This window comes from Mesorhizobium sp. M8A.F.Ca.ET.207.01.1.1 (genome assembly GCF_004794715.1).
Lineage (GTDB): Bacteria > Pseudomonadota > Alphaproteobacteria > Rhizobiales > Rhizobiaceae > Mesorhizobium.
This window is the reverse complement of sequence record NZ_SRUS01000002.1, coordinates 112,218-136,016: the sequence shown is the minus strand read 5'-3', so window position 1 is coordinate 136,016 and position 23,799 is coordinate 112,218. Positions and strand designations below refer to the sequence as shown.

General features: G+C 63.5%; 24 protein-coding genes and 1 tRNA gene. 15 read left to right on the top strand and 10 right to left on the bottom strand.

The window, feature by feature from the left end:
• Positions 1-19 precede the first annotated feature (19 nt).
• A complete protein-coding gene (locus tag EN850_RS05530) occupies positions 20-892 on the top strand; it encodes a methyltransferase domain-containing protein (protein ID WP_136090797.1) in 873 nt (290 codons plus the stop codon).
• Positions 893-906: 14 nt separating this feature from the next.
• Here the strand turns inward: EN850_RS05530 and EN850_RS05525 are convergent, their stop codons facing one another.
• The 5 genes from EN850_RS05525 to argJ all read right to left on the bottom strand — a co-directional run bounded on the left by EN850_RS05525 (position 907) and on the right by argJ (position 4,073).
• On the bottom strand, positions 907-1,086 hold the full coding sequence (locus tag EN850_RS05525; RefSeq protein WP_127280913.1) for a Flp family type IVb pilin: 180 nt from the start codon (positions 1,084-1,086) through the stop codon (positions 907-909).
• Between the two features lie 110 nt (positions 1,087-1,196).
• Positions 1,197-1,511: a hypothetical protein gene (locus EN850_RS05520; protein ID WP_136090796.1), complete on the bottom strand. Its 315-nt coding sequence runs from the start codon at positions 1,509-1,511 to the stop codon at positions 1,197-1,199.
• Positions 1,512-1,634: 123 nt separating this feature from the next.
• Entirely contained in the window at positions 1,635-2,057 is a 423-nt protein-coding gene (locus tag EN850_RS05515) for a (deoxy)nucleoside triphosphate pyrophosphohydrolase (protein WP_127280915.1), read from the bottom strand.
• On the bottom strand, positions 2,050-2,802 hold the full coding sequence (locus tag EN850_RS05510; protein WP_135883543.1) for a GNAT family N-acetyltransferase: 753 nt from the start codon (positions 2,800-2,802) through the stop codon (positions 2,050-2,052). Before EN850_RS05510 ends, EN850_RS05515 begins: the two co-directional genes overlap by 8 nt.
• A gap of 29 nt (positions 2,803-2,831) precedes the next feature.
• Positions 2,832-4,073, bottom strand: coding sequence for a bifunctional glutamate N-acetyltransferase/amino-acid acetyltransferase ArgJ (gene argJ, locus EN850_RS05505; protein WP_127872283.1), 1,242 nt, complete (start codon positions 4,071-4,073; stop codon positions 2,832-2,834).
• Between the two features lie 112 nt (positions 4,074-4,185).
• Here argJ and EN850_RS05500 point away from each other — a divergent pair, with 112 nt between their 5' ends.
• Together EN850_RS05500 and EN850_RS05495 are read left to right on the top strand one after the other, a co-directional pair.
• Positions 4,186-5,466 carry a caspase domain-containing protein gene (locus EN850_RS05500; RefSeq protein ID WP_246689149.1) on the top strand — a complete coding sequence of 427 codons (1,281 nt, stop codon included), beginning with the start codon at positions 4,186-4,188 and terminating at the stop codon, positions 5,464-5,466.
• 102 nt (positions 5,467-5,568) lie between these two features.
• Positions 5,569-6,168: a TetR/AcrR family transcriptional regulator gene (locus tag EN850_RS05495; protein ID WP_135883459.1), complete on the top strand. Its 600-nt coding sequence runs from the start codon at positions 5,569-5,571 to the stop codon at positions 6,166-6,168.
• Between the two features lie 75 nt (positions 6,169-6,243).
• Here EN850_RS05495 and EN850_RS05490 read toward each other — a convergent pair whose 3' ends face one another.
• The gene (locus tag EN850_RS05490) at positions 6,244-7,170 is read right to left on the bottom strand and encodes a peptidylprolyl isomerase (protein ID WP_135920226.1); all 927 of its coding nucleotides are present in this window, start codon (positions 7,168-7,170) and stop codon (positions 6,244-6,246) included.
• A 261-nt stretch (positions 7,171-7,431) separates the two neighbouring features.
• Between EN850_RS05490 and secA the strand changes: the two genes are divergently transcribed.
• The 7 genes from secA to EN850_RS05455 all read left to right on the top strand — a co-directional run bounded on the left by secA (position 7,432) and on the right by EN850_RS05455 (position 16,726).
• Positions 7,432-10,164 carry a preprotein translocase subunit SecA gene (gene secA, locus EN850_RS05485; RefSeq protein WP_136090795.1) on the top strand — a complete coding sequence of 911 codons (2,733 nt, stop codon included), beginning with the start codon at positions 7,432-7,434 and terminating at the stop codon, positions 10,162-10,164.
• Positions 10,165-10,491: 327 nt separating this feature from the next.
• Entirely contained in the window at positions 10,492-11,892 is a 1,401-nt protein-coding gene (locus tag EN850_RS05480) for a lipopolysaccharide biosynthesis protein (protein WP_136090794.1), read from the top strand.
• On the top strand, positions 11,892-13,172 hold the full coding sequence (locus EN850_RS05475) for a GNAT family N-acetyltransferase (protein ID WP_127872277.1): 1,281 nt from the start codon (positions 11,892-11,894) through the stop codon (positions 13,170-13,172). Before EN850_RS05480 ends, EN850_RS05475 begins: the two co-directional genes overlap by 1 nt.
• A 171-nt stretch (positions 13,173-13,343) precedes the next feature.
• Complete coding sequence (locus tag EN850_RS05470; RefSeq protein WP_135929426.1) at positions 13,344-14,474, top strand: DegT/DnrJ/EryC1/StrS family aminotransferase; 1,131 nt, start codon at positions 13,344-13,346, stop codon at positions 14,472-14,474.
• Positions 14,459-15,409 (top strand): glycosyltransferase family 2 protein, encoded by a 951-nt coding sequence (locus EN850_RS05465; RefSeq protein WP_135929427.1) that lies wholly within the window; start codon positions 14,459-14,461, stop codon positions 15,407-15,409. The genes EN850_RS05470 and EN850_RS05465 overlap by 16 nt, the downstream gene beginning before the upstream one ends.
• Entirely contained in the window at positions 15,406-16,356 is a 951-nt protein-coding gene (locus tag EN850_RS05460) for a WxcM-like domain-containing protein (RefSeq protein ID WP_135929428.1), read from the top strand. The genes EN850_RS05465 and EN850_RS05460 overlap by 4 nt, the downstream gene beginning before the upstream one ends.
• Before the next feature lie 4 nt (positions 16,357-16,360).
• Positions 16,361-16,726: a GtrA family protein gene (locus EN850_RS05455; protein WP_135867532.1), complete on the top strand. Its 366-nt coding sequence runs from the start codon at positions 16,361-16,363 to the stop codon at positions 16,724-16,726.
• 240 nt (positions 16,727-16,966) lie between these two features.
• On the opposite strand, the gene EN850_RS05450 is transcribed toward EN850_RS05455, so the two are convergent.
• Positions 16,967-17,051 (bottom strand) — tRNA-Leu (locus tag EN850_RS05450).
• A gap of 269 nt (positions 17,052-17,320) precedes the next feature.
• Between EN850_RS05450 and EN850_RS05445 the strand changes: the two genes are divergently transcribed.
• Together EN850_RS05445 and EN850_RS05440 are read left to right on the top strand one after the other, a co-directional pair.
• Positions 17,321-17,914, top strand: a complete 594-nt coding sequence (locus EN850_RS05445; RefSeq protein ID WP_135867533.1) for a YqaA family protein — start codon at positions 17,321-17,323, stop codon at positions 17,912-17,914.
• Positions 17,915-17,996: 82 nt separating this feature from the next.
• Positions 17,997-18,515, top strand: a complete 519-nt coding sequence (locus tag EN850_RS05440; RefSeq protein ID WP_136090793.1) for a disulfide bond formation protein B — start codon at positions 17,997-17,999, stop codon at positions 18,513-18,515.
• A gap of 89 nt (positions 18,516-18,604) precedes the next feature.
• Here EN850_RS05440 and EN850_RS05435 read toward each other — a convergent pair whose 3' ends face one another.
• Positions 18,605-19,522 carry an AraC family transcriptional regulator gene (locus EN850_RS05435; protein WP_246689148.1) on the bottom strand — a complete coding sequence of 306 codons (918 nt, stop codon included), beginning with the start codon at positions 19,520-19,522 and terminating at the stop codon, positions 18,605-18,607.
• A 55-nt stretch (positions 19,523-19,577) separates the two neighbouring features.
• On the opposite strand from EN850_RS05435, the gene EN850_RS05430 reads away from it, so the two are divergent.
• Positions 19,578-20,312: an SDR family oxidoreductase gene (locus EN850_RS05430; protein WP_136090791.1), complete on the top strand. Its 735-nt coding sequence runs from the start codon at positions 19,578-19,580 to the stop codon at positions 20,310-20,312.
• 91 nt (positions 20,313-20,403) lie between these two features.
• Here EN850_RS05430 and EN850_RS05425 read toward each other — a convergent pair whose 3' ends face one another.
• Positions 20,404-20,961, bottom strand: a complete 558-nt coding sequence (locus EN850_RS05425; protein ID WP_027031236.1) for an HNH endonuclease — start codon at positions 20,959-20,961, stop codon at positions 20,404-20,406.
• Positions 20,962-21,149: 188 nt separating this feature from the next.
• Positions 21,150-21,791: a DNA-3-methyladenine glycosylase gene (locus EN850_RS05420; RefSeq protein ID WP_136090790.1), complete on the bottom strand. Its 642-nt coding sequence runs from the start codon at positions 21,789-21,791 to the stop codon at positions 21,150-21,152.
• 75 nt (positions 21,792-21,866) lie between these two features.
• Here EN850_RS05420 and gluQRS point away from each other — a divergent pair, with 75 nt between their 5' ends.
• Together gluQRS and EN850_RS05410 are read left to right on the top strand one after the other, a co-directional pair.
• On the top strand, positions 21,867-22,742 hold the full coding sequence (gene gluQRS, locus EN850_RS05415; protein ID WP_136090789.1) for a tRNA glutamyl-Q(34) synthetase GluQRS: 876 nt from the start codon (positions 21,867-21,869) through the stop codon (positions 22,740-22,742).
• Between the two features lie 151 nt (positions 22,743-22,893).
• Positions 22,894-23,790: a DMT family transporter gene (locus EN850_RS05410; RefSeq protein ID WP_135867537.1), complete on the top strand. Its 897-nt coding sequence runs from the start codon at positions 22,894-22,896 to the stop codon at positions 23,788-23,790.
• Positions 23,791-23,799 lie beyond the last annotated feature (9 nt).

Genomic DNA, 23,799 nt, shown 5'->3' with positions numbered 1-23,799 from the left:
GACATACAAGGACCATCCCTTGCAGCCTATAATGGATACCTCTCTGTGGCTGGCGCACAAGCGGCGCGCGCTCATCCATCCGGTTGACGGTGCCGACTTCCTCATGCATCGCGCCGCCGAGGATCTTGCCGACCGGCTGGGTGCCGTCGAGCGCAGGTTCGCCAAGGCGGCGGTGCTGTTTTGCCAGACCTCGGCCGCGGCCGATGTCCTTGCGCAGAGCGGCAAGGTAGCCGATATCGCCCGTGTCGAGACGGACGCGGCTTTCCTGAATGGTGCCGCCGGCGTGATTGCACCGCTCGAGACCGTGCCGTTCGAGCCGCAGGGTCTCGATCTGGTGGTGTCGCTTTTGTCGCTGCAAACCATGAACGACATCCCGGGCATGCTGATCCAGATCCGCCGCGCCCTGCGGCCGGACGGACTTTTCCTCGGCGCCTTCGCGGGCGCCGGCACCCTGTCGGAACTGCGCGAAAGCCTGCTTGCCGCGGAGACCGATATCTACGGTGGCGCCAGCCCGCGCGTCATCCCGTTCACCGATGTGCGCGATGCTGGCGCACTGCTGCAGCGCGCCGGTTTCGCGTTGCCGGTCGCCGACGTCGAGACGGTGACGGTGCGCTATGCCAATCTGTTTGCGCTTATGGCCGACCTGCGTTCCATGGGCGAAACCAGCGCGCTTGCCGACCGCAGCCGGCGGCCGGGCTCGCGCAGACTGTTTGCCCGCGCCGCGGAAATCTACGCCGAACGCTTCTCCGACCCCGACGGTCGCGTCAGGGCAAGCTTTTCGATTGTCTGGATGTCCGGCTGGGCGCCCGACGCGTCGCAGCAAAAGCCGCTGAAGCCCGGTTCGGCCAAGGTTTCGCTAAAGACTATACTGGAGGGGCCTGAAGGGCATTGACCTGTTCGCAGGCTCTAGTGCGCGAAAGCGTTCGCAAGCCTGCTGCCGTTGTCGCTGAACAGCCAGGTGATCGAGTTGAAGACCTGGCCGATACCGCCGATGATCGTCAGCGACAGTACGCAGACAATCAGGCCGTATTCGACGGCCGTGGCGCCGTTTTCGTCCTTCAGAAAGCGCAGCAGCACTGTTTTCATCACCTCATTTCCCCCTTGCCACGATCTTACGGCCGATCTGTTAAGAAAGGTTAACGGCAAAGGCTTAACAGGGGATGAAATCGCCGCCATTCGGCAATGTCTTAACCTTGTCAGCAGTCGCCACTGCTTTTGCCATCGGAGCGGATAATGCAGACCGCGCCGGGGTCGGCCTGCAGCACGCTGCGGCGCACTGTATAGGTGCTGCGGTGGCTGATCGAACCGGTAGCCGTCATGTCGAGGCCGGGAAAACCATCGCGAGTCGTCTGCGAACGCGTCTGGCTGTCGAGGAACGGGGTCGCGATCAGTGCCAACGCCACCGCGGCCGATCCGAACAGCAGCGCGACCCGCAGCACGCCCATGCCGGCATCGGCGGCACGAAAACCGCGCTCGGGCCGGATCGAATCCCACTCCCTGTCCAGGCTCATTCCTCGCTCCCCAGCGAAATTGTGGCGGCCACCCGAAAAACGGCCATGCATCAATTTTTCATGATGAGATAAATCTTCCATTAACGCTGGCTGATGGACCGTGGTCCAATCAGCCTTCGATCGTCAGAGGAGATCGATCAGGAACGGGATCAACGGCGCATCGGCCGGCGGCATCGGATAGTCGCGCATCTGTTTCGGCCGCACCCATTTCAGCGCCTGCCCTTCCCTCGGCTGGGCGATGCCGCGGAAGCGGCGGCAGACAAACAGCGGCATCAAGAGATGGAAATCGTCATAGGAATGGCTCGCAAAGGTCAGTGGCGCCAGGCATGGGATCTCGGTTTCGATGCCGATCTCCTCATGCAGTTCACGGATGAGGCATTGTTCCGGCGTCTCGCCAGGCTCGACCTTGCCGCCGGGAAACTCCCACAGGCCGGCAAGCTGCTTGCCTTCAGGCCGCTGCGCCAGCAGCACGCGGCCATCGGCATCGACCAGCGCGCAAGCGGCGACCAGGAGCAGGCGCTTGCCGCTGGATGTCAGATCATTCATGGCCGGGCGGCCGGCGGTAGTGGTAGCGGTAGACTTCCTCGAAGCCGAGCGCGCGGTAGAGCGCCAGCGCCGGCGCGTTGCCGGCCTCGACCTGCAGCCAGGCCTCCCGCGCGCCGCGCAGCCGCGCCCATTTCAACGCCGACAGGATCAGGTTGCGGCCGTGCCCCTTGTTGCGCGCCGCCTTGTCGGTGGCGACCTCGAACAGGCCGGCAAGATCGCCGTCATGCACGCAGATCAACGTCGCCAGCGGCTCCGCCCCATCCTCGAGCGCGAACAGCCCGGCTTCGGGCTGGATAGCGCCGATGATCTCCGACAGGCCCGGCCGCAGCGATATGTCCGAGCCGCTGACCTTGAGCAATGCGCCGATGAAGCGGCTGATGTCCTTGAGCGGAATCTGGTCCATGGCGTCGTCGAGCCGCGCGTCCGCCAACTGCAGCCGCATGACGAGCGATTCGTCGAACCGGCTCCAGCCTTCCCTGTCGAGATGGCCGGCAAGATCGGGGCCCGACAGTGGCGACATGCGGAACGTCAATGGCCGGCCATAGGCGTCGAAGCGGCGGCTGGCGCGGCCAATGCGGTCGGCGATGTGCTGGATGTCGCCGGGATCGAGTGGATTGACCGAGTTCAGCCGCTTGGCCGGATGTCCCGCGGTCAGGCGCACCACCCACGTGCCGTCATAATGGACGGCGGCCGCGGGCCAGGCGCGAAAGCCGGCCGCCTCGTAGCGGCGCACGGTCGCGAGCATGCTTGCCGGATGACGCGAAACCAACGCGATCAGCTCCTGTAGTCGCCGTTGATGGCGACATATTCCTTGGTGAGATCGCAGGTCCACACCGTCGCCTTGCCGCGGCCGATGCCGATATCGGCGCGGATGCGGATGTCATCGCGCTTCATGTAGGCCGAGGTCGCTTCCTCCGAGTAGGCCGGGTCGCGCTCGCCCTCATGCGCCAGCCGGTTGTCGCCGAACCAGATCGACAGCCGGTCGCGGTCGGCGGGCTCGCCGGCCTTGCCGACGGCCATGACGACGCGGCCCCAATTGGCGTCCTCGCCGGCGACCGCTGTCTTGACCAGCGGCGAATTGGCGATCGACAGCGCGATGCGCTTGGCCGAGCGGGCCGACTTGGCCCCGGTGACGGTGACTTCGACCTGCTTGCGCGCGCCCTCGCCGTCACGCACCACTTGCAGCGCCAGCGACTTCAGCACCTTGCCGAGCGCCCGGCGGAACTGACCAAGGCGGGCATCCCTGGGATCGGTGATTTCAGGCGCGCCGCGCTTTGCCGCCTTGCCGGTGGCGAACAACAACAGCGTGTCGCTGGTCGAGGTGTCGCTGTCGACGGTCACCGCGTTAAATGTCTTGGCAGTGCCGCGCGACAAAAGGTCCTGCAGGACCGGTGCCGCGATCGGCGCGTCGGTGGCGATGAAGGAGAGCATCGTCGCCATGTCTGGCGCGATCATGCCGGCACCCTTGGAAATGCCGTTGATGGTGACATCTGCGTCGCCGAGCTTCACCGTCTGCGTCGCCACTTTCGGATAGGTGTCCGTGGTCATGATGGCCCTTGCAGCCTCGGTCCACAGGTTCGGCTTGCCATCGCTGACCAGCCCGGCGAGCAGATGGCTGAACTTGGATGTGTCGAGCGGCTCGCCGATGACGCCGGTCGAAGCCAGGAAAACCTCACCTGGCGTGCAGCCCGCGGCCTTCGCCGCCGCTTCGCCCGTCATCGCGGTGGACTCGCGGCCCTTCTTGCCGGTGAAGGCGTTGGCGTTGCCGGAATTGACGACCAGCACCCGCGCCTGGCCGGCGCCAAGGTTCTGGCGGCAGAAATCGACCGGCGCCGAGGGGCATTTCGACTTGGTGAACACGCCGGCGACCGCGGTACCGGCGTCGAACACCATGGCCAGCAGATCGGTGCGGTTCTTGTACTTTATCCCCGCTTCGGCGGTGGCGATGCGCACCCCTTCGATTTCCGGCATTTTGGGGTATTTCTTCGGCGCGAGCGGCGAAATCGTCGTGGACATGGAGACCTCGGGCGGGAAAATCGCAAGGGGAAGGCCGGTTTGCCCGATACGGCGCGCGGGCGCAAGCGCGTTTCGTCGCTCCGGCCAGGGACAAACCCGGTCAGGATTAAGCTTGCATTTCAAATCCGTTGGCATCGCCGGGGTCCGTGGCGCTATGATCTTCCCCATGGGCAGGCTTGCGATCCTCGCTTGGGCATTTCTCGGACTTCTGCTGCTGCGCGCCGACGCCGAGCCGGGGCGGCGCGTCGCGCTCGTCATCGGCAACGGTACCTATGCCGAGGCCGGCACGCTGGCCAATCCGGTCAACGACGCGCTCGACACCGCCGACAAGCTGCGTTCCATCGGCTTCGAGGTCATCGAAGGCAACGACCTCGGCAAGCGCGAGCTTGAACGCAGCATCGGCGAGTTCTCCGACGCGCTCGAAGGTGCCGGCGTCGGGCTTTTCTACTATGCCGGCCACGGCCTTCAGGTCGACGGCCGCAATTACATCGTGCCGGTCGACGCCAGGCTCGACATGCCGGTGAAGCTGCAGCTCGAAGCCGTGCCGATCGACGAAGTCCTCGACATCATGGAACAGCAGACCAAGGTCAGCCTGGTCTTCCTCGATGCCTGCCGCAACAACCCGTTTGCCCGCAGCCTGAGCCGCACCGCCACCACCCGCTCGGCGACGGCGCTGGCGGGTCTGGCGCAGTTCGATTCGACGCGCGGTTCCTTCATCGCCTTTTCGACCGCGCCAGGTGCTGTCGCCATGGACGGCAGCGAGCGCAACTCGCCCTTCGCCCAGGCCCTGCTGCGCCATATCGCCGAACCCGGCCAGAGCATCAACGACATGATGATCGCGGTGCGCCGCGACGTGGTTTCGCAAACCCGCGAGGCCCAGCGACCCTGGGAACAGGGATCGCTGCTCGAGCGTTTCGAATTCGTGCCGGGCGAACGGCCGGTGAAGGCCCCGGAACCGACGGCCGCGCCCGCGCCCTCGACGCAAGTGGCTGCGCTCGAGCGTTCGGTCGGCGACGACAAAAGCGCGATCGAGAAGTTCCTGCGCGACGACTACCTGTCGCCGGACGTCAAGGACATGCGCGCGGCCGTCAAGCGGCTCTATGGCGCATCCGCCACCATCTTCGGCACGCCTTACGATGCCGAGACCCTTGTGAAGGTGAAAAGCGACTGGTTCGCGCAATGGGCTTCCTGGTCGCTTGGCCTCGACCCCGGCAGCCTGGAGGTTACACCGCACGGCGAGGGCAGCGCCCAGGCCGTCTTTGCCATGAGCTACGACTACACGCCAAAGGACAAGTCGGCGGCGCGCGTGGCCGGCAAGGCGCGGGTGACGCTGGAATTGATCAAGACCGATAAGGGATGGCGCATCGTGTCCGAGACGTCGCAGCCGATGTGACGACCACCGCCTGATGACGGCGCCTCTGCATCCAAAAACGGATCGTTTCGTTTCATCACCGGATCACTTATCATGCCGGCGAATTGAACGAGGACGACAGGAATGGCCGAGGCGGCGGATACGGCGCGCAGATCGATCGGGGCGCGGCGCAATCCCGACAGTGCGGACGCCATTCTGGAGGCAGCCGAGGCCGTGCTCGTCGAGGCCGGCTATGCCGGCTTTTCGATCGAGGCGGTGGCGCGGCGAGCGCGCGCCGGCAAGCCGACCATCTATCGCTGGTGGCCGAGCAAGGCGGCGCTGCTGCTGGAAGTCTACCAGCGCCAGAAACGCGTCGACGTTCCCGATACGGGAAAACTGGAAGAAGATCTCGTCGGCTTCCTGGAGAACCTGTTCTTCCACTGGCGCGAGACATCGTCGGGAAGCGTGTTCAGGTCGCTGATCGCCGAGGCGCAGTCGGATGAGACCGCGGCCGAGGCTCTTGCCGGTTACGCCAGCGGACGCCGCGCCCACACCACCCAGATCATCGAACGTGCCAAGGCAAGGGGCGAAATCGCCAGCGATATCGATCCGGCCGTGGTCGCCGACCTCCTGGCTTCCTACGCGTGGCGGCATCTCCTGACCAACCGGCTCGACGAGCCCGAAGCGACGATCCGCAAGGTGGTCCGCTATCTCCTGCAAGGCATAGCAGCGCCCGGCAGATAGGCGCCCGCTGGCACGTGCCAACAAAAAGGGCGCGGCACCTTCCGGCTGCCGCGCCCTTTTCGAAGCTGTTCGGGCTTACTTGGCGCTTTCCAGCGTATCGACGGCCTTCTTGAGGTTGGCGTCGGGGATCTCGACCTTGGCACCGGCGCGCAGCGATTTGACCAGCGCGAAATACTTGTCGCGGATGACGGCCTGCTTGGCCTGGTCCTTGACGTCGTCGAAGGCCGGCGGCTGCTTGGCGCGCTTGTCCTCGAGCTTGATGACGTGCCAGCCAAACTGCGACTGCACCGGCTGCTCGGTGTACTTGCCGACATCGAGCGCGAAGGCCGCCTTGTCGAACTCCGGCACCATCTGGCCAGGCCCGAACCAGCCGAGGTCGCCGCCATTGGACTTGCCGCTCGGATCCGAGGTGTGTTCGTTGGCGAGCTTCTGGAAGTCGGCGCCGCCGTCGAGCTGCTTGATGATCGCCTCGGCCTCTTCCTTGGTCTTCACGAGGATGTGACGGGCATGCACCTCGTTGACCGGCGGGGTGTTGGCGATTTCTTGGTCGTAGCGGGCGCGAACCTCGGCATCGGTGACCTTGTCGACGACGCCCTTTTCGACCATCTCGCCATGCAGCGCGCGCTGCTGCAGGAAGGCCATGCGGCGCTGGAAATCGGGATCCTTGTCAAGACCGTCGGTAACGGCCTTGGCGGCCATGACACGGATTTCGATCGCCGCCGAAAGGGCGGCGGCGCGGCGCTGTTCAGGCGGCAACTGCGCGAACTGCTGCGACAGCTCGCCCTCGGCAAGCATCAGATCGGCTTCGGTCAAGGGCTGGCCGTTGACGGTGGCGATCACGGTGTTCGGATCGACCGGCGCCGCGGCCGGTGCGGCCGCATCCGCCGGGGCGGCCGGTGCGGGAGCGGTCTCCTGCGCCATCGATGGCGACAGGCAAAGAGCCGACAGGCCGAGGGCCAGGCCAAGGCTGGCAAGCGACGCACGGCTGAACAACAAGGACATAAGGATGACTCCGGTGAGGGATTGTAAGGAGGGCGGCTTCCAGATCAGCCAGATTATGGCGGAATTTGGCGCGACCGGCAGGGCCAGCGCGGCGTTGACATCAGTTGAGCCCCCTCTTATCTGTCCATCGACTTGGCGTCCAGAACCGTTTTCCGGGCGCTTTTTGTGTTTGCCCGCATTCAAGCGGTGCGTTCACGTGGATGTGATGGGGCCGGCCGGCGCCTGTCTCAAGATTGAGAATTCTATCGAAAGGACCATTGGATGGTCAGTCTCGGCGGTCTCGCCCGTAAGGTTTTCGGTTCCTCCAACGACCGTCGGGTCAAATCGACCCGCCCCCGTGTCGAGGCGATCAACGCCATGGAAAACGAGATGCGGGCGCTCTCCGACGCCGAGCTTGCCGGCCGCACGGAAAAATTCCGCCAGGACATCGCCAACGGCGCCAGCCTTGACGATCTGCTGATCCCAGCCTTCGCGACCGCCCGCGAGGCGGCGCGCCGTGTGCTTGGCATGCGTCCCTTCGACGTCCAGCTGATCGGCGGCATGGTGCTGCACAATGGCGGCATTGCCGAGATGCGCACCGGCGAGGGCAAGACCCTGGTCGCGACGCTGCCGGTCTATCTCAATGCACTCGCCGGCAACGGCGTCCATGTCGTCACCGTCAACGACTACCTCGCCACCCGCGACTCCGAATGGATGGGCCGCGTCTACAAATTCCTCGGCCTGTCGGTCGGCGTCATCGTCCACGGCCTGTCGGACGAGGAGCGTCGCGTCGCCTACGCCTCCGACGTCACCTACGCCACCAACAACGAGCTCGGCTTCGACTATCTGCGCGACAACATGAAGTACGAGCGCGCCCAGATGGTGCAGCGCGGTCACAATTACGCGATCGTCGACGAGGTCGATTCCATCCTGGTCGACGAGGCGCGCACGCCGCTGATCATTTCCGGTCCGCTAGAGGACCGTTCGGAAATGTACAACACCATCGACACCTTCATCATCAAGCTGCAGCCGCAGGATTACGAGATCGATGAGAAGCAGAAGACCTCGATCTTCACCGAGGAAGGCACCGAGAAGCTCGAGAGTATGCTGCGCGATGCCGACCTGCTCAAGGGCGAGTCGCTGTACGACGTCGAGAACGTCGCCATCGTCCATCACGTCAACAACGCGCTGAAGGCGCACCGGCTGTTCCAGCGCGACAAGGACTACATCGTGCGCAACGGCGAGATCGTCATCATCGACGAGTTCACCGGCCGCATGATGCCCGGCCGCCGCTATTCGGAAGGCCTGCACCAGGCGCTCGAAGCCAAGGAACATGTGGCGATCCAGCCGGAGAACCAGACGCTGGCCTCCGTCACCTTCCAGAACTACTTCCGCCTCTACAAGAAGCTTTCCGGCATGACCGGCACGGCGCTGACCGAAGCCGAGGAATTCGGCAACATCTACGGCCTAGAAGTCACCGAGATCCCGACCAACCTGCCCGTTATCCGCAAGGACGAGGACGACGAGGTCTACCGGACGGTCGAGGAGAAGTACAAGGCGATCGTCAGGGAGATCCGCGAAGCCAGCGCCAAGGGCCAGCCGACGTTGGTCGGCACCACCTCGATCGAAAAGTCCGAGCAGTTGGCCGAGCGCCTGCGCAAGGAAGGCTTCAAGGATTTCGAAGTGCTGAACGCCCGCCACCACGAGCGCGAGGCGGCGATCGTCGCCCAGGCTGGCAAGCCCGGCGCCATCACCATCGCCACTAACATGGCCGGCCGCGGCACCGACATCAAGCTCGGCGGCAATGCCGAGATGCGCATCGCCGACGAACTGGGCGACATGCCGGAGGGTCCCGAGCGCGAGGCGCGGGAAAAGGAGATTTATGCCGACATCGAGCGCCTGAAGGAAAGGGCGCTGGCCGCCGGCGGCCTCTACGTGCTCGCCACCGAGCGCCATGAGTCACGCCGCATCGACAATCAGCTCAGAGGCCGTTCCGGCCGCCAGGGCGACCCGGGCCGCTCGAAATTCTTCCTGTCGCTGCAGGACGATCTGATGCGCATCTTCGGTTCCGAGCGCATGGACGGCATGCTGCAGAAGCTCGGCCTCAAGGAAGACGAGGCCATCATCCATCCCTGGATCAACAAGGCGCTGGAAAAGGCGCAGAAGAAGGTCGAGGCCCGCAACTTCGACATCCGCAAGAACCTGTTGAAATATGACGACGTCTCCAACGACCAGCGCAAGGTGGTGTTCGAGCAGCGCATCGAACTGATGGACGGCGAAGGCCTATCGGAAACCATTGCCGAGATGCGCGAAGGCGTCATCGACGAGGTCGTAGCCAAGGCCATTCCCGAAAACGCCTATGCCGAACAATGGGACATCGCGGGCCTGAAGGCCGAGGTCGCCGAATTCCTCAACCTCGACCTGCCGATCGAGGACTGGGTGAAGGAAGAAGGCATCGCCGAGGACGACATCCGCGAGCGCATCTCTCAAGCCGCCGAAGCCGCGGCACAAGAACGCGCCGACCGTTTCGGCCCCGAGGTGATGACCTATGTCGAGCGCTCCGTGGTGCTGCAGACGCTCGACCATTTGTGGCGCGAGCACATCGTCAATCTCGATCACCTGCGCTCGGTCGTCGGCTTCCGCGGCTATGCCCAGCGCGATCCGCTGCAGGAATACAAGGGCGAGGCGTTCGAGCTGTTCCAGGCCATGCTTGGCAATCTGCGCCAGGCCGTCACCGCGCAGCTGATGCGCGTCGAACTGGTCCGCCAGGCCGCCGAAGCCCCGCCGCCGGAAGCGCCCGACATGTTCGGCACGCATATTGACGGCACCACCGGCGAGAATGATTTCGAAGGCGGCGAAACGGCTCTTCTGGTGCGCCAGGAAAGCAACGCCATCGTCGCTCCCGAGGATCGCGACCCCAACAACCAGGCCACCTGGGGCAAGGTCGGCCGCAACGAAGCCTGCCCCTGCGGCTCCGGCAAGAAATACAAGCACTGCCACGGCGCGTTTGCGTAAGAGCGCGCTCTTGCCTTCTCCCCGTCACTATACGGGGAGAAGGTGCCCGAAGGGCGGATGAGGGGCAGCGCTGACGTTCGAGATTGGCGTTTGTCTGCGACCAAAAACAATGCCTCGCCCGCTCCCGGCGTGCCGATTCGTTTTGCGGATGGCTTTTCTTCTTCCCGCATCCACAGTGCAAACTCCAAAGCCGGCGCCGCCCCTCATCCGCCTGCCGGCACCTTCTCCCCTTGAACGGGGAGAAGGAAGCGCCCCCACCCACGCTTTCTTAAGGTGTCTTCGCTACACCAAAGCGTGAAAAGAGGCGGAAAACGGAGAGAAATCGGGGTGCGCTTTTCCGCGGCCACGACTGCTGGGCGGTTCTTGCCGCAGCGTTTGGCGCTGCGCGTGGGGCCGCTGCTTGACCGCATCGACGCCGTGCTGTTCACCGCCGATGAGCGCGGCGAAGCCGGCCGCATGTCGGTCATCGCCTTCTCCATCCGCATCGTCAGCGCCGTCATCGCCTTCATCAGCCAGGTGCTGATGGCGCGCTGGATGGGCTCGTTCGAGTACGGCATTTTCGTCCTGGTCTGGGTGACGATGGTCATCGTCGGCAACCTCGCCTGCCTCGGCTTTCACACATCGGTCATCCGCTTCATTCCCGAATACCGCGAGCGCGGCCTGATGGACGAATTGCGCGGCATCGTCGTGGCCAGCCGTCTGTTCGTGCTGATCGCCTCGACACTGATCGCGGGCCTTGGCGCCCTCGGTGTCTGGCTGGCCGCACCCTGGATTGAAAACTACTACATGATACCGTTCATCCTCGGTGTCATCTGTCTGCCGATGATTGCGCTGTCGGATTTGCTGCAGGGGCTGGCGCGTGCCAATTCATGGGCATTGTTTGCGCTGTCGCCGACCTACCTGATACGGCCGGTGCTGATCCTGCTGTTCATGGCGCTGATGCTTTGGGCAGGCTACGCCCCCGACGCGCGGACGGCGATCTTCGCCTCGATCGCGGCCACCTACGTCACCACGCTGTCTCAGTTGATCGGCGTCACCCAGCGCATGGAAAGGCAGATTCCGGCCGGCCCGATGAAAGTGCATTTCGCACAATGGTTCATCGTCTCGCTGCCGATCTTCCTGGTCGAGAGCTTCTTCTTCCTGCTCACCAATGCCGATGTGCTGATGGTCGGCGCCTATATGGATCCCAACGACGTCGCCGTCTATTTCGCCACGGTCAAGACGCTGGCGCTGGTGCATTTCGTCTATTTCGCGGTCAAGGCCGGCGTCGCCCAGCGCTACGCGCAGTTCACCCATGGCGAGCCGGAAAAACTTGCCGCCTTCGCCCGCGAGACGGTATCGTGGACCTTCTGGCCCTCGCTGCTGATGGCGTTCCTGGTGCTGGCGCTGGGCGAACCGATGCTGGTGCTGTTCGGCCCGGAATTCACCTCTGGCTATCCGCTCCTGTTCCTGCTTGTCTTCGGCGTCGTGGCGCGGGCCGCCGTGGGTCCCTGCGAAAGCCTGCTCACCATGAGCGGCAACCAGAATGTCTGCGCCGCCGTCTATGCCATGACCCTGGCCTTCAACATCGGGCTCAACGTGGTGCTGATCCCGCTTTTTGGCTTGTGGGGCGCGGCCATGGCCACCGCCTTTGCCATGATCTTCGAGGCCAGCGCGCTGTCCTTCACGGTCTGGCGCAAGCTCGGCATCGTCATGGCGATCTTCGTGCCAGCCAAAGGAGCCGCCTGATGGCCGCCATCCCCTTGCTCGAGGAAACCAGCGGCGGCCCCGCCGGCGCCATGGTGTCCGGCCTTGCCGGGCTGGCGCGCGACGCTGATCCCGCCCATATCGAGATCCTCGCCAACAACCGGCCCGAGCGCAAACTCGCCATCTACCCGGCATCGGCCGGCTTCGACCTGGTCGAGGAACTGGACTATCTCTGCGCCCGCACGATCGAGCCGAACGTCTTCTTCAACCCGCGCTTCCTGGCGCCGGCCATGCCCCGCCTGGAAGACCGCGAGGTGCGTCTTGCCGTGATCCGCGACGGTGATGAATACCGCAACCGGCTGCGCCTGCTGGTGCCGATCTCGGTGGAACGGCCGGTGGTGCCGCTCGGCGTGCCGGTCATGCGCACATGGTCGAGCCCGTTCGGCCCGCTCGGCACGCCGCTGATCGACCGCGACGATCCGGTCGGCGTGGTCGAGGATTTCTTCTCGATGCTGTCGCGCCCGCATCTGAAGCTGCCGAAAGTCCTGGTCCTGCCTGACATCAGGCTCGACGGTCCGGTGGCGAGCCTGATCGGCACCGTGGCCGAGACGCGCGGCCTGATGCTGGTCACCACGGGCCAGATCTCACGCCCCGTGCTGGAGAGCGAACTCGACGGCGACGATTATCTGAAGGCTTCGCTGAGCGCGCACCATTACCGCGAGTTCCGCCGCCTGAAGCGGCGCCTCGGCGATCTCGGCAAGCTCGAACATGTCGTGGCACGCGGCCCCGAGGAGATCCGTCACGCCATCGAGCACTTCCTGACGCTGGAAGCGTCCGGCTGGAAAGGCCGCGAGCGCACCGCCATGGCGATCGACCGCTTCCGCGCCGCCTTTGCCCGCGAGGCGGTGCACCGGCTGGCCGAACAGGACATGTGCCGCATCCATTCGCTGACGCTGGACGGCCGCACCATCGCTTGCCTGATCGTCTTCGTCGAGGCCGGCGTCGCCTACACCTGGAAGACCGCCTATGACGAGACGCTGGCCGTCTATTCGCCCGGCACGCTGCTGATGATCGAAGTCACCAGGCAGCATCTCGACGACCCCAACATCATGATGACCGATTCCTGCGCCGTGCCCGATCACCCGGTGATGAGCCGGCTATGGAGCGAGCGCAAGCCGGTCGGCACATTGGTGATCGGGTTGACCAGGGATGCCGACCGTCTCGCCCGCCAGGCCGCCTCGCAACTGCATCTCTACCGCGAGACCCGCAACATGGCGCGCCTGCTGCGCAACCGGATGAAGAGCTTGCTGCGGCGGCGGTAGGGGTCCGTCGAGACGAGCTCGGCTGCGTTCAATCAGCTTGTCCCACAGCCGGCGTATCGCGTTCCGCAATGAAGGTCGCGGTTCTCGGCAGCAGCATTAATTCAGCTTGCCAAGAGTTGTGTCCAGCGACCACTCTCGAAGTGAAAAACAGATTCAGCCATTGAGTCGCCGATGACGAAACAAGATTCCGTCCCGATGAACGACCTCAAGCGGCTGTATCAACGATACCAGGTCGAAATTGAACGTGAAGTAACAAGCACACTGCGCTCCGGATGGTGGCTCAATGGCGCGATGGGCAAGAAATTCGCCGCCAACTTCGCAGGTTTCATCGGCGTCTCGGATTGCGTCCTTGTGGCCAACGGAACGGACGCTCTCGAACTGGCCTTGGCCGCGGCTGTCGGGCGCAATGGCGCTCGGGGACGCGAAGTCATCACGGCTGCCAATGCCGGCGGCTACGCAAGTTGCGCCTGCTGGCACAACGACCTTGTCCCCCACTATGTCGACATCGATGCAGCCAGCCAGTTGATCAGCGTTTCATCGGTGCTGGCCGCGGCCAGCACGGACACCGCCGCCATCGTCGTCACGCATCTTTATGGCGGCGTCGTCGATGTCGGCGCCCTCAAAAGCGCACTTGCCGAGGCCGGCCTCTCACATATTCCGATCGTGGAGGATTGTGCGCAGGCACATGGCGCACGCATCGGCGGGCGCGTGGCGGGTTCGCTCGCGGACGTGTCCACTTTCAGCTTCTACCCAACCAAGAACCTTGGCGCGACGGGTGACGGAGGCGCCGTTCTGACGTCGGACCCGACGATCGCCGAACAGGTGCGGCGGCTGCAGCAATATGGCTGGGTGGCAAAATATCATGTCGGCGTACCCCATGGCCGGAATTCCCGCATGGATGAGGTCCAGGCGGCCGTTCTTGATGTCTTTCTGCGTGATCTGGGCGATAGAAACGAACGACGCCGTGCTATTCTGGGCCGCTACAAGTCGGCGGCCAGGCGGCGGCTGCAATTCGTGGAAGGCGGTGACGGCGCGGTCGCGCATCTTGCCGTCGCCTTGTGCGACGAGCGCGATGCGTTCAGGATTTTCATGAAGGAGCATGGCGTCGATACCGAGGTCCATTACCCCGTCCTTGACTGCGATCAGGTCGGCTGGGCAGGACTGCCGATGAAACGAACCGAAGATCTGGTGGTCACACGGGCCAGCGTCAACCGTCTCTGCACCGTGCCATGCTATCCCGACATGACGAATGACGAGGTCGGCCAAGTCTGTCTGGCACTCGCCCAATGGGAGGCAATGTGACGACACGCACGATCGTTTTTCCGATCTACCGCAATCAGGCGAATATCCCCTCCCTGATGCAGGCGGTCGCCAATTTTCACGCCAGGTATGCGGGCGATATCGAGTTCGTCTTTGTCATCGATGGGTCGCCGGATGAATCGGGGCCTTTGCTTCTCAATGCGCTGAAGACCTCCGGCTTCGACTATAAAATCATCTTTCACAGCCGGAATTTCGGCTCTTTCACCGCCATTCGAACAGGTCTCGAACATGCTTCTGGCGAGCATGTCGCCGCCATGGCCGCCGACCTGCAAGAGCCGCCGGAACTGATCGTGGAGTTCTTCTCGATCCTGGAGAAGGATGGCGCCGACGTCGTATTCGGGCGCAGGACGGGCCGCAATGATCCGCCGGTAACGCGGTTTTTGTCGAAAGCGTTCTGGGCGGCCTACCGCAGGCTCGTCCTGCCCAGCATGCCGAGCGGTGGGGTCGATATCTTTGCCTGCAACCGCCAGGTGCTGGAAGCGATCCTGTCCATCGAGGAGCCCAACAGCTCGCTTGTCGTGCAATTGTTCTGGGTCGGCTTCAGGCGGGAATTCGTGCCCTATCGCCGCCGCGAACGGGAGCATGGGACGAGTGCGTGGAGCATGGCCCGTCGGTTCAGATACATGATGGACAGCATCTTTTCGTTCTCCGATTTCCCGATAATTCTGACCCTTTGGGTGGGCTTCGCGGGCTGCCTGCTCAGCCTGCTGTTTGCAGCCGTTACCGTCATGGCGCGGTTGCTCGGCAACATTGACGCGGCCGGCTACACAACGCTGGTGCTGCTGATCGTGGGCTTCGGATCGGCCAGTCTGATGGTCCAGGGCATTCTGGGCTGCTATCTCTGGCGGGCGGTTGAAAACACCAAGTCACGGCCCCTGCGAGTGATCAGCCGCGTCGTCGAGGGGACATCGAAATGACCGACAAGGCATTTTTTGTTCATGAGCAGGGCATCTGCGAAAGTCCGCATATCGGCCAGGGAACACGCATCTGGGCGTTTGCCCATGTTCTGAAGGGCGCCGTGATCGGTGCGGACTGCAACATCTGTGATCATGTCTTCATCGAGAATGACGTGGTGATCGGTAATGACGTGACCATAAAAAGCGGCGTTCAATTGTGGGACGGCCTCCGCCTTGGGAACCGCGTGTTCGTCGGTCCAAACGCGACATTCACCAACGATCGTTTCCCGCGCTCGAAAGAGTATCCCGAGGCATTTCTTCTGACGACGGTGGAGGACGGCGCGTCAATAGGCGCCAATGCGACCATCCTGCCAGGCATAGTCATCGGACGTCAGGCGATGATCGGCGCCGGCGCGGTGGTGACCAAGAATGTTCCCGCCAATGCCGTGGTGGTCGGAAATCCAGCCATCATCATCGGCTACCAGACCGGTCCGCAAATCCAGCCGACAGTGACGCAGACATTCCCCGATACGCCCGGCGAAAGAATGCCGCTTGGCATCGGCGGCAGCGAACTCTGGAGGCTGCCGCATTTTGGCGACCTGCGCGGCGAGATCGCACCGCTGGAGTTCGGTTCGAACCTGCCCTTCAAACCGGCGCGCTCCTTCTTGGTCTACGGTGTGCCTTCCGACAAGGTCAGGGGCGAGCACGCGCATCGCGAATGCCATCAATTCCTGATCGCGGCCCATGGGCGGCTTTCCGTTGTCCTCGACAACGGCCATGACAGAAAAGAGGTTTCTCTGGCCGAACCGTCGATCGGGCTCTACATGCCGCCGGGCATCTGGGGAATCCAGTACAAATTCCAGCCGGACACGGTCCTGCTGGTCATGGCTTCGCATCACTATGATGCGGGCGACTACATCAGGGACTATACGGATTTCCTCAGCGTGGTCGGACAGGACGGCCGTTGACCGAATGCGCGCAGACGCTGTCCGCTTCCTCGTCGCCGGTGGTCTCAACACAGCCTTCACCAGCCTCATCTATTTTGCCGCCCTCGCTGTCCTGCCTTCAGGTCTTTCCTATGCCATTGCCTGGCTGACAGGTCTGTTGTTCGTCATGGTGCTCTATCCGAAACGCGTTTTCCCAGGCGGCCGCACCGCCCTTGCGGACCGGCTGGCGATGGGCGGCCTGGTGGTCGTCGTGTTCCTGATCGGATTGGCAAGCCTTCATTTTCTACGAGACATCCTCGAAAACGCGCTGGCCGCATACCTCGCCACCCTCGCCATCACGACGAGTCTCAATTTCCTGGCCTCTCGATGGATACTTCGCAGAGCGCTCTGATCGAAGTTGTCTCGGCAGCATTTCGACCCCAAACATCATGACGACCGAATGGAACATCACATAGCGGGAGCAGGTTGCCGCAACGGCGCCAGCCTGCTGCTCTGAATTTGTCCCGGATGAGCCGCAAGCATGAGATTCGGCGAAATACCGCCTGCGCCTGCTGTCAACAGCCATGGTCTCACCGGGTTCGCCTGGACCATCCGCGGGCAAGCAAAGGCGAATCAGCAGCTGAACATGGAATGGTGCCCCTAGCCGGGATCGAACCAGCACTCCTTGCGGAACTCGATTTTGAGTCGAGCGCGTCTACCAATTCCGCCATAGGGGCTCAGGCCGGGCGGCCTGGATGGGCGCGGACTATACGGTCGGAGGCCTGTTCGTCAACTGGCCTGTTGCAGATTTGCCGATGTCGGCGCGCTTGAACCCGCGCCTTACGATTTCGTAAACAGCGCCGCCATTGTGCGGCACGGAAAATCTTTCTAGACAGGCTCGCGTTCAAATGTCGGCGAAAGCGATGGCTGCGGCGCTTTAGGCCCTTGTCTCATGCATGCCGGTATCCGAGAACCGCAGCACGCACGACATCCACTAGGAGAGCCGATGCTTCGCGGACTGTACGACTGGACCTTGTCACTGGCGGCCCGCAAATCCGCCGAATGGTGGCTGGCCTTCATCGCTTTCGTCGAAAGCTCGGTATTCCTGGTGCCGGCCGATGTGCTCTATCTGCCGATGGCATTGTCGCGGCCGGACCGGGCCTATCGCTATGCCTTCATCGCCACCGTCGCTTCGGTGCTGGGCGGCATTGCGGGCTGGTTCATCGGCCACTACGCCTATGACGCGGTGGCGCGGCCTATCCTCGAATTCTACGGCAAGTATGACGAGTTCGAACAGTTGCGCTCCTCCGCGGGCGTAAGCATCGAGTTCATCGCCCTGATGCTGGTCACCTCGGGTGCGGCGCATCTGCCGCCGATCAAGGTGGTGACGATCCTGTCCGGCGCCCTGGGCGTCAACCTGGCGCTGTTCATCGTGCTGGCCATTATCGCGCGTGGCGGCCGCTTCCTGCTCCTGGCGTGGCTTTTGCGCCGCTATGGCGAGCCAATCCGCGAATTCATCGAAAAGCGACTGGGCCTGATCGCCGGCGCCGCCGCGGTTGCCCTGATTTTGCTCTATATCCTGATCAAATACGCCCTCTGAAGCATCTCTCTCGAATCGCGTAACGGTTTCGCGAAAGCGGCAGGCGGACCTGCGGGCGGCGAACACAACGGACGATAGAACCATGACAGCGACCATGAATGCCGATACCGGACGCCAGCGGACACGCGCTGCCCTGTTTCTCGCGGTCGCGATGGCCGCGACCGTTGGCTCGGCGCTCGGCTTCCAGCACATTGGCGGCTACATCCCCTGCCATCTCTGTCTGGAACAGCGCACGCCATACTACATCGGCGTGCCCTTGATGGTGCTGGCGGTGATCGCATCGATGCTGCGCGCACCGGCATGGGTGACGCGCGGCCTGCTGGCCTTCGGCGGCCTCCTGATGCTCTACGGCCTTTATCTTGGCGTCTATCACTCCGGCGTCGAATGGGGCTGGTGGCAGGGTCCGGCCGATTGCACGGCGGGCGCCGGCCCGGTCGACACCGGCGGCAAAGGCGTGCTCGACGCGCTCGACAAGTTCGTGCCGCCCTCTTGCGACAAGGCGGCGCTGCGCATCCTTGGCCTGTCACTGGCCGGCTGGAACGCCATCGCCAGCTTGATCCTCGCCGCCGTCGCCTTCCGCGGCGCATTTTCCCGCGACTGACACGTCAGTGCCGTCGTGGCCTGGTCGAGACAAGGGCAATAGCGGACCGGGAGATAAGCGGAGATAAGTCTGCCAGATAGGCTCCCGCCTCAAGCCGTGTGCTGTCGTGGTGCGGCACCAAAGGTTCGACGAAAAGCGTGGCCAAATGCGCTTTGAGAGGTGTAGCCGACACTCGCCGCCACCTTGCTAACGCTCGAATAACGTTCGGCCAGCGCGGCCCGTGCGCGCGTCATTCGCCACCCGCGGACATAGGCGAGTGGTGCCTGTCCTACGCGATGGGTAAAGGCCGCCGAGAAGGCGGCCCGCGACATCCCGGCCACGCCGGCCAGATCGGCAACGGTCCACGGCCGTGCGATATCGGCATGAAAACATTGGATCGCTCGGCCAATGCGTGGATCCACCAACGCAGCAAGCCAACCGTGGGTCGTGTCCGAAGCCGATGCGAAAGTGCGGATCGCCTGGATCATAAGAACTTCGGCCAACCTGGCCGTGACGACGTCGTTTCCCATCGCGGGCTGCCCTGCTTCCGCGTCCAACAGACCCAGGACCGCCGTGATCGCCGCGGCTCCAGTCGACGTGCTGGGGATGTGCATGAACGCCGGCAGCATATCGAGGAGAAAGGCAGCATTCCCGCGCGTAAAAGAAATTCCACCGCCGAGCGCCACCGCGTCGTCACCCCCCAGGCGCACAAGGTCATTTCCTTCGGCGTACAGTGACGAACCGTCGATCGGCATCAGGGCGGGATTGCTCGCAACCACATATTCAGTGAAGCCGATCAAGCAGCAGTCGCCCGCCTCGATCCGCTGGGGAGCAACATTGGGCAGCAGGAGCCAGCTCACCCCACGCAGAACAGCGACGAATTTCAGGCGCTCTCGCGCGGGAAACGCCAACGCCCAGTCGCCGGAGCCCTCCAAGCGCGTCCTCCGGGTCGCCCGCGCATCGAGCACCGTAAGTACATCCGATAGCGGATCGAAGGTTCGAGACGATTGCGACAAACTCATGGCCATTCAAGCATAGCACGTCCAGCGCGCTTTACCCATCTCTGGTGAAAAGGAGATGAACATGAGCATTGTTGGCAAAGTGGTGGCGATCACCGGGGCGAGCAGCGGCATCGGCCGCGCGACCGCAATTCTCCTAGCGGAAGCGGGTGCGACGGTGGTGCTCGGCGCACGGCGCGAGGACGCCCTGGCGGAGGTCGCCCGGGATATTGCCGCGGTCGGAGGCAAGGTGGCCTACAAGGTCACCGACGTGACCGTTCGTGCCGATCTTGAGGCCCTCGTGGGACTCGCGGTGGACCGTGAAGGCGGGCTGGATGTCATAGTCAACAATGCCGGTATCAGCCCTATTTCGCGCTTTGATGCCCTGAGGGTCGAAGATTGGGACGCGATGATCGACGTAAACTTGCGTGGCACGCTGTACGGGATCGCCGCTGCGCTGCCGATCTTCGCACGCCAGCGCAGCGGACATGTCATCAACGTGGTATCGACGGCCGGCATCAAGATCGTGCCGACGATGGGTGTCTATGCCGCGACCAAGAATGCCGTTCGGACAGTCAGCGAGACCCTGCGGCAGGAAGCAGGACCGCATCTGCGAGTGACCGAGGTGTCGCCTGGTATGATCGCGACCAATCTCGCCGACTCGTTCACCGACATGGCGGTCAAGGAGACCGTGGCGGCGCGGATCGGGGCTATCGCCATCCCGCCTGCCGCGATCGCGCGGGGCATCGCATACACCATCGATCAACCTGATGACGTGGATGTGGGCAGCATCGTCATCCGGCCGACCGCTCAGGATTGAACGCCCATGACACGATGCGGCGCTCGGTAGACACGCCAGTAGCTACTCAGACCCCAAAATCGGGGCGGCCAGCCATCCGAATGTCGAAAACTCAAGGCTCCAGTTCGACGTCCCAGTAGAGATAATCCATCCAGCTTTCATGCAGATGGTTGGGCGGGAACAGCCGGCCGTTGTTGTGCAGATCATGCACCGTCGGCTGGTAGGGCTTCTGCAGAGGAAACATCTTGGCATGCGCCGGCATCATGCCGCCCTTCCTCAGATTGCAAGGCGAACAGGCGGCGACGACGTTCTCCCATGTCGTCGCGCCGCCGCGATGACGGGGGATGACGTGGTCGAAGGTCAGGTCCTCGGGCGTGCCGCAATACTGGCACTGGAAGCGGTCGCGCAGGAAGACGTTGAAGCGGGTGAACGCCGGGTGCCTCGACGGCTTCACATAGGCCTTCAGGCTGACCACGCTCGGCAGCTTCATCGAGAAGGTCGGCGAGGACACCGCATGCTCGTATTCGGCGACGATGTTCACCCGGTCGAGGAATACCGCCTTGATGGCGTCCTGCCAGGACCAGAGCGACAAGGGGTAATAGCTGAGCGGACGGTAATCCGCATTCAGCACCAGCGCTGGAAGCCCATCCGGAGATACGGCAACCGTCACCTTGTTGACCTCCTTGGTTCGCACATGATCCCGAAAATCGAATTCGACTTTCGGAAAGGGTCACGTGCTGCTTCAAAAGCCCGACCGTTCGGCGCGGATACTGTAAGCCTGACATGACAGGGATGTGAAGCGGATTGTCGCGGGCGCGGCGTGCCAAAAACACATGATTTTTATGCTTTTTTGCGGATTCAGGCCGGCGGTGCGGCGTCTCGGCCCCTGGTTTCGCGATAATAGGACCAGAAAAGCCGCGATGCGACACCTCGCCACGGGCTCCATGATTCGGCCAAGGCGATCAGTGCTTTCTCAGGCGGGCGCGGGTCGATGCCGAGCGCGTGGCCGACGGCGCTCTGCAGGGCGACGTCACGCGCCGGGAAAATATCGGGGTGTCCGGCGGCAAACAACAGATACACTTCCGCCGTCCAGGGGCCGATACCAGGCACCGCTGTCATTGCCGCGATCGCTTCCCCGGCGTCGAGCGAACAGAGATGATGCAGGTCGAGGCCGTCGGCCACCGCTTGGGCGGCCGCGACAAGACCACGCTGCTTGGGCCGCGACAGGCCGGCCTCGCGGAACATGTCCTCGCCGGCGGCAAGGATAGCCCGCGGCGTTAGCGGATCGACCAGTTTCGTCAGCCGGCCGAAGATGGCATCGGCACTCGCCCGGGAAACTTGCTGCGACACGATGATCGAGGCGAGGCTCCTGAACCCGGGCTCCGAAAGCCTGAGCGGCACCTCGCCGGCCATGCCGCGCACTTTTTCCAGGCGCGGATCGATGATGCAAAGCGCATCCAGTCCCCGTTCAACGTCATCCAGTGTCGCGATGCGCTGCATGGTATCCTTGTCCGCGAATGTGCCGCAAAGTAGCAACCGCCAAAACCGCAGCACAACCCGATTGCCGCCCGAGACATGACGCTCCTGACATTCCGCTTCGCGCCCAGCCCCAATGGCGAACTGCATCTGGGCCACGCCTATTCGGCGTTGCTCAACCAGAAGCTCGCAAAGGCGTCAGGCGGCCGTCTGCTGCTGCGCATCGAGGATATCGACACCACACGCTGCACGCCGGAGTTCGAGGCGGGCATGCTTGCCGACCTGAAATGGCTGGGGCTTGGCTGGCAAGAGCCGGTGCGCCGCCAGTCCGAGCATTTCGCGGAATACCGGACGGTGCTCGAGCGCCTGATCCGCGAGGAACTGGTCTATCCCGCCTTCATGAGCCGTGGCGAGATCAGGGCTTTCATCGCCGACAGCGAAATGCGCGGGCGCGACTGGCCGCGCGATCCCGACGGTGTGCCGCTCTATCCGCCAGCCGACAAGGCATTGCCGATGAAAGAACGCAGGCGGCGGATTGCCGAGAATACACCCTTCGCCTGGCGGCTGGACGTCGGCGCCGCCATGGCGCGTGCCGGCAACGACCTCGCATGGGCCGAATTCAGCGATGAGACGCTATCCGCGACGCACCTGGTCGAGGCCCGTCCGCAGGACTGGGGCGACGTGATCGTGGCGCGCCGCGACATCCCGACCAGCTACCACCTCGCCGTCATCGTCGACGACGCGCTGCAAGGCGTCAGCCATGTCGTGCGCGGACAGGACCTGTTTTCCGCGACCGGCGTGCAGCGACTGCTTCAGGAGATTCTGGGATTGCAGCCACCCGCCTATTTCCACCATCGGCTGGTCCTAGGGCCGGACGGCCGAAAACTGTCGAAGAGCCTTGGCGATACCGGACTTGCCGCCTTGCGTGATGCCGGCACGACGCCAGACGACATCAGGCGGACGATCGGGCTCTGAGCCCAGCAATCCTTGGGAGACACCTTTTTGAGCCCTTCACCCGTTGAATTCCGGTGATGTATGGATCAACGGTTTGGTTTTGCGCGCCAGGTTGAACAGGGTTAGAGCATCGCCACGGTCAATTCTCACCAGTACGGCGGTCTCCGGAAAAATGCACAGCATCAAGCGGTTCATCCCCGCCACCTTCGTTGTCTTGTGGGCAACCGGCTTCATCGGCGCCCGCTACGCCATGCCGTGGGCGGAGCCATTCACCTTCCTCGCGGCGCGTTTCGTCATAGCCGCCATCCTGCTGGCAGTGCTGATGCTTGTGCTGGGCTCGAAGCGAGCCACCCGCGAGGAGGCGCTGCATGCCACCGGTGCCGGCGTGCTGATGCATGGCGTCTATCTCGGCGCCGTCTTCTGGGCCATCCACAGGGGTATGCCGGCCGGATTTTCGGCCCTTATCGTCGGCTTGCAGCCGCTGATCACTGCAGTGCTTGCCGGCAAGTTCCTGGGCGAGGCCATCCTGCCGCGCCACTGGCTTGGCCTTGGCATCGGCCTGGTCGGCATCGTCATTGTGCTGTGGCCAAAACTCGGCGCGCTCGGCGGCGGCGTAACGGTGGCGACGCTGACCGCCTCGCTGGTCTCGGTGCTCGGCATGAGCGCCGGAACCATCTGGCAGAAGCGCTTTGCCTCCGGCGGCGACCTCGTCGCGGCCACCATGTGGCAATATATCGGCGGCGCCTCGCTGATGATCGTGGCCGCGCTCGCCTTCGAAACGCACGCCGTCGTCATCAACGGCGAACTGATCTTCGCCATGGCCTGGTTGGTGCTGGTGCTGTCGCTCGGCGCAATCTTCCTGTTGATGGTGATGATCCGCGACGGCGAGATGTCGAAAGTGGCGTCGTTGTTCTACCTTGTGCCGGCGGTGACGGCCATCATCGCCTGGGCTCTGTTCAACGAACAACTCAACGCACTTCAGATCGCCGGCATGGCGATCACCACCTTTGGCGTGGGCCTGGCAACGGCGCGACCGGCCAGGGGAGGAATTGAGGAATTGCAGAACTGAGGAATTGAA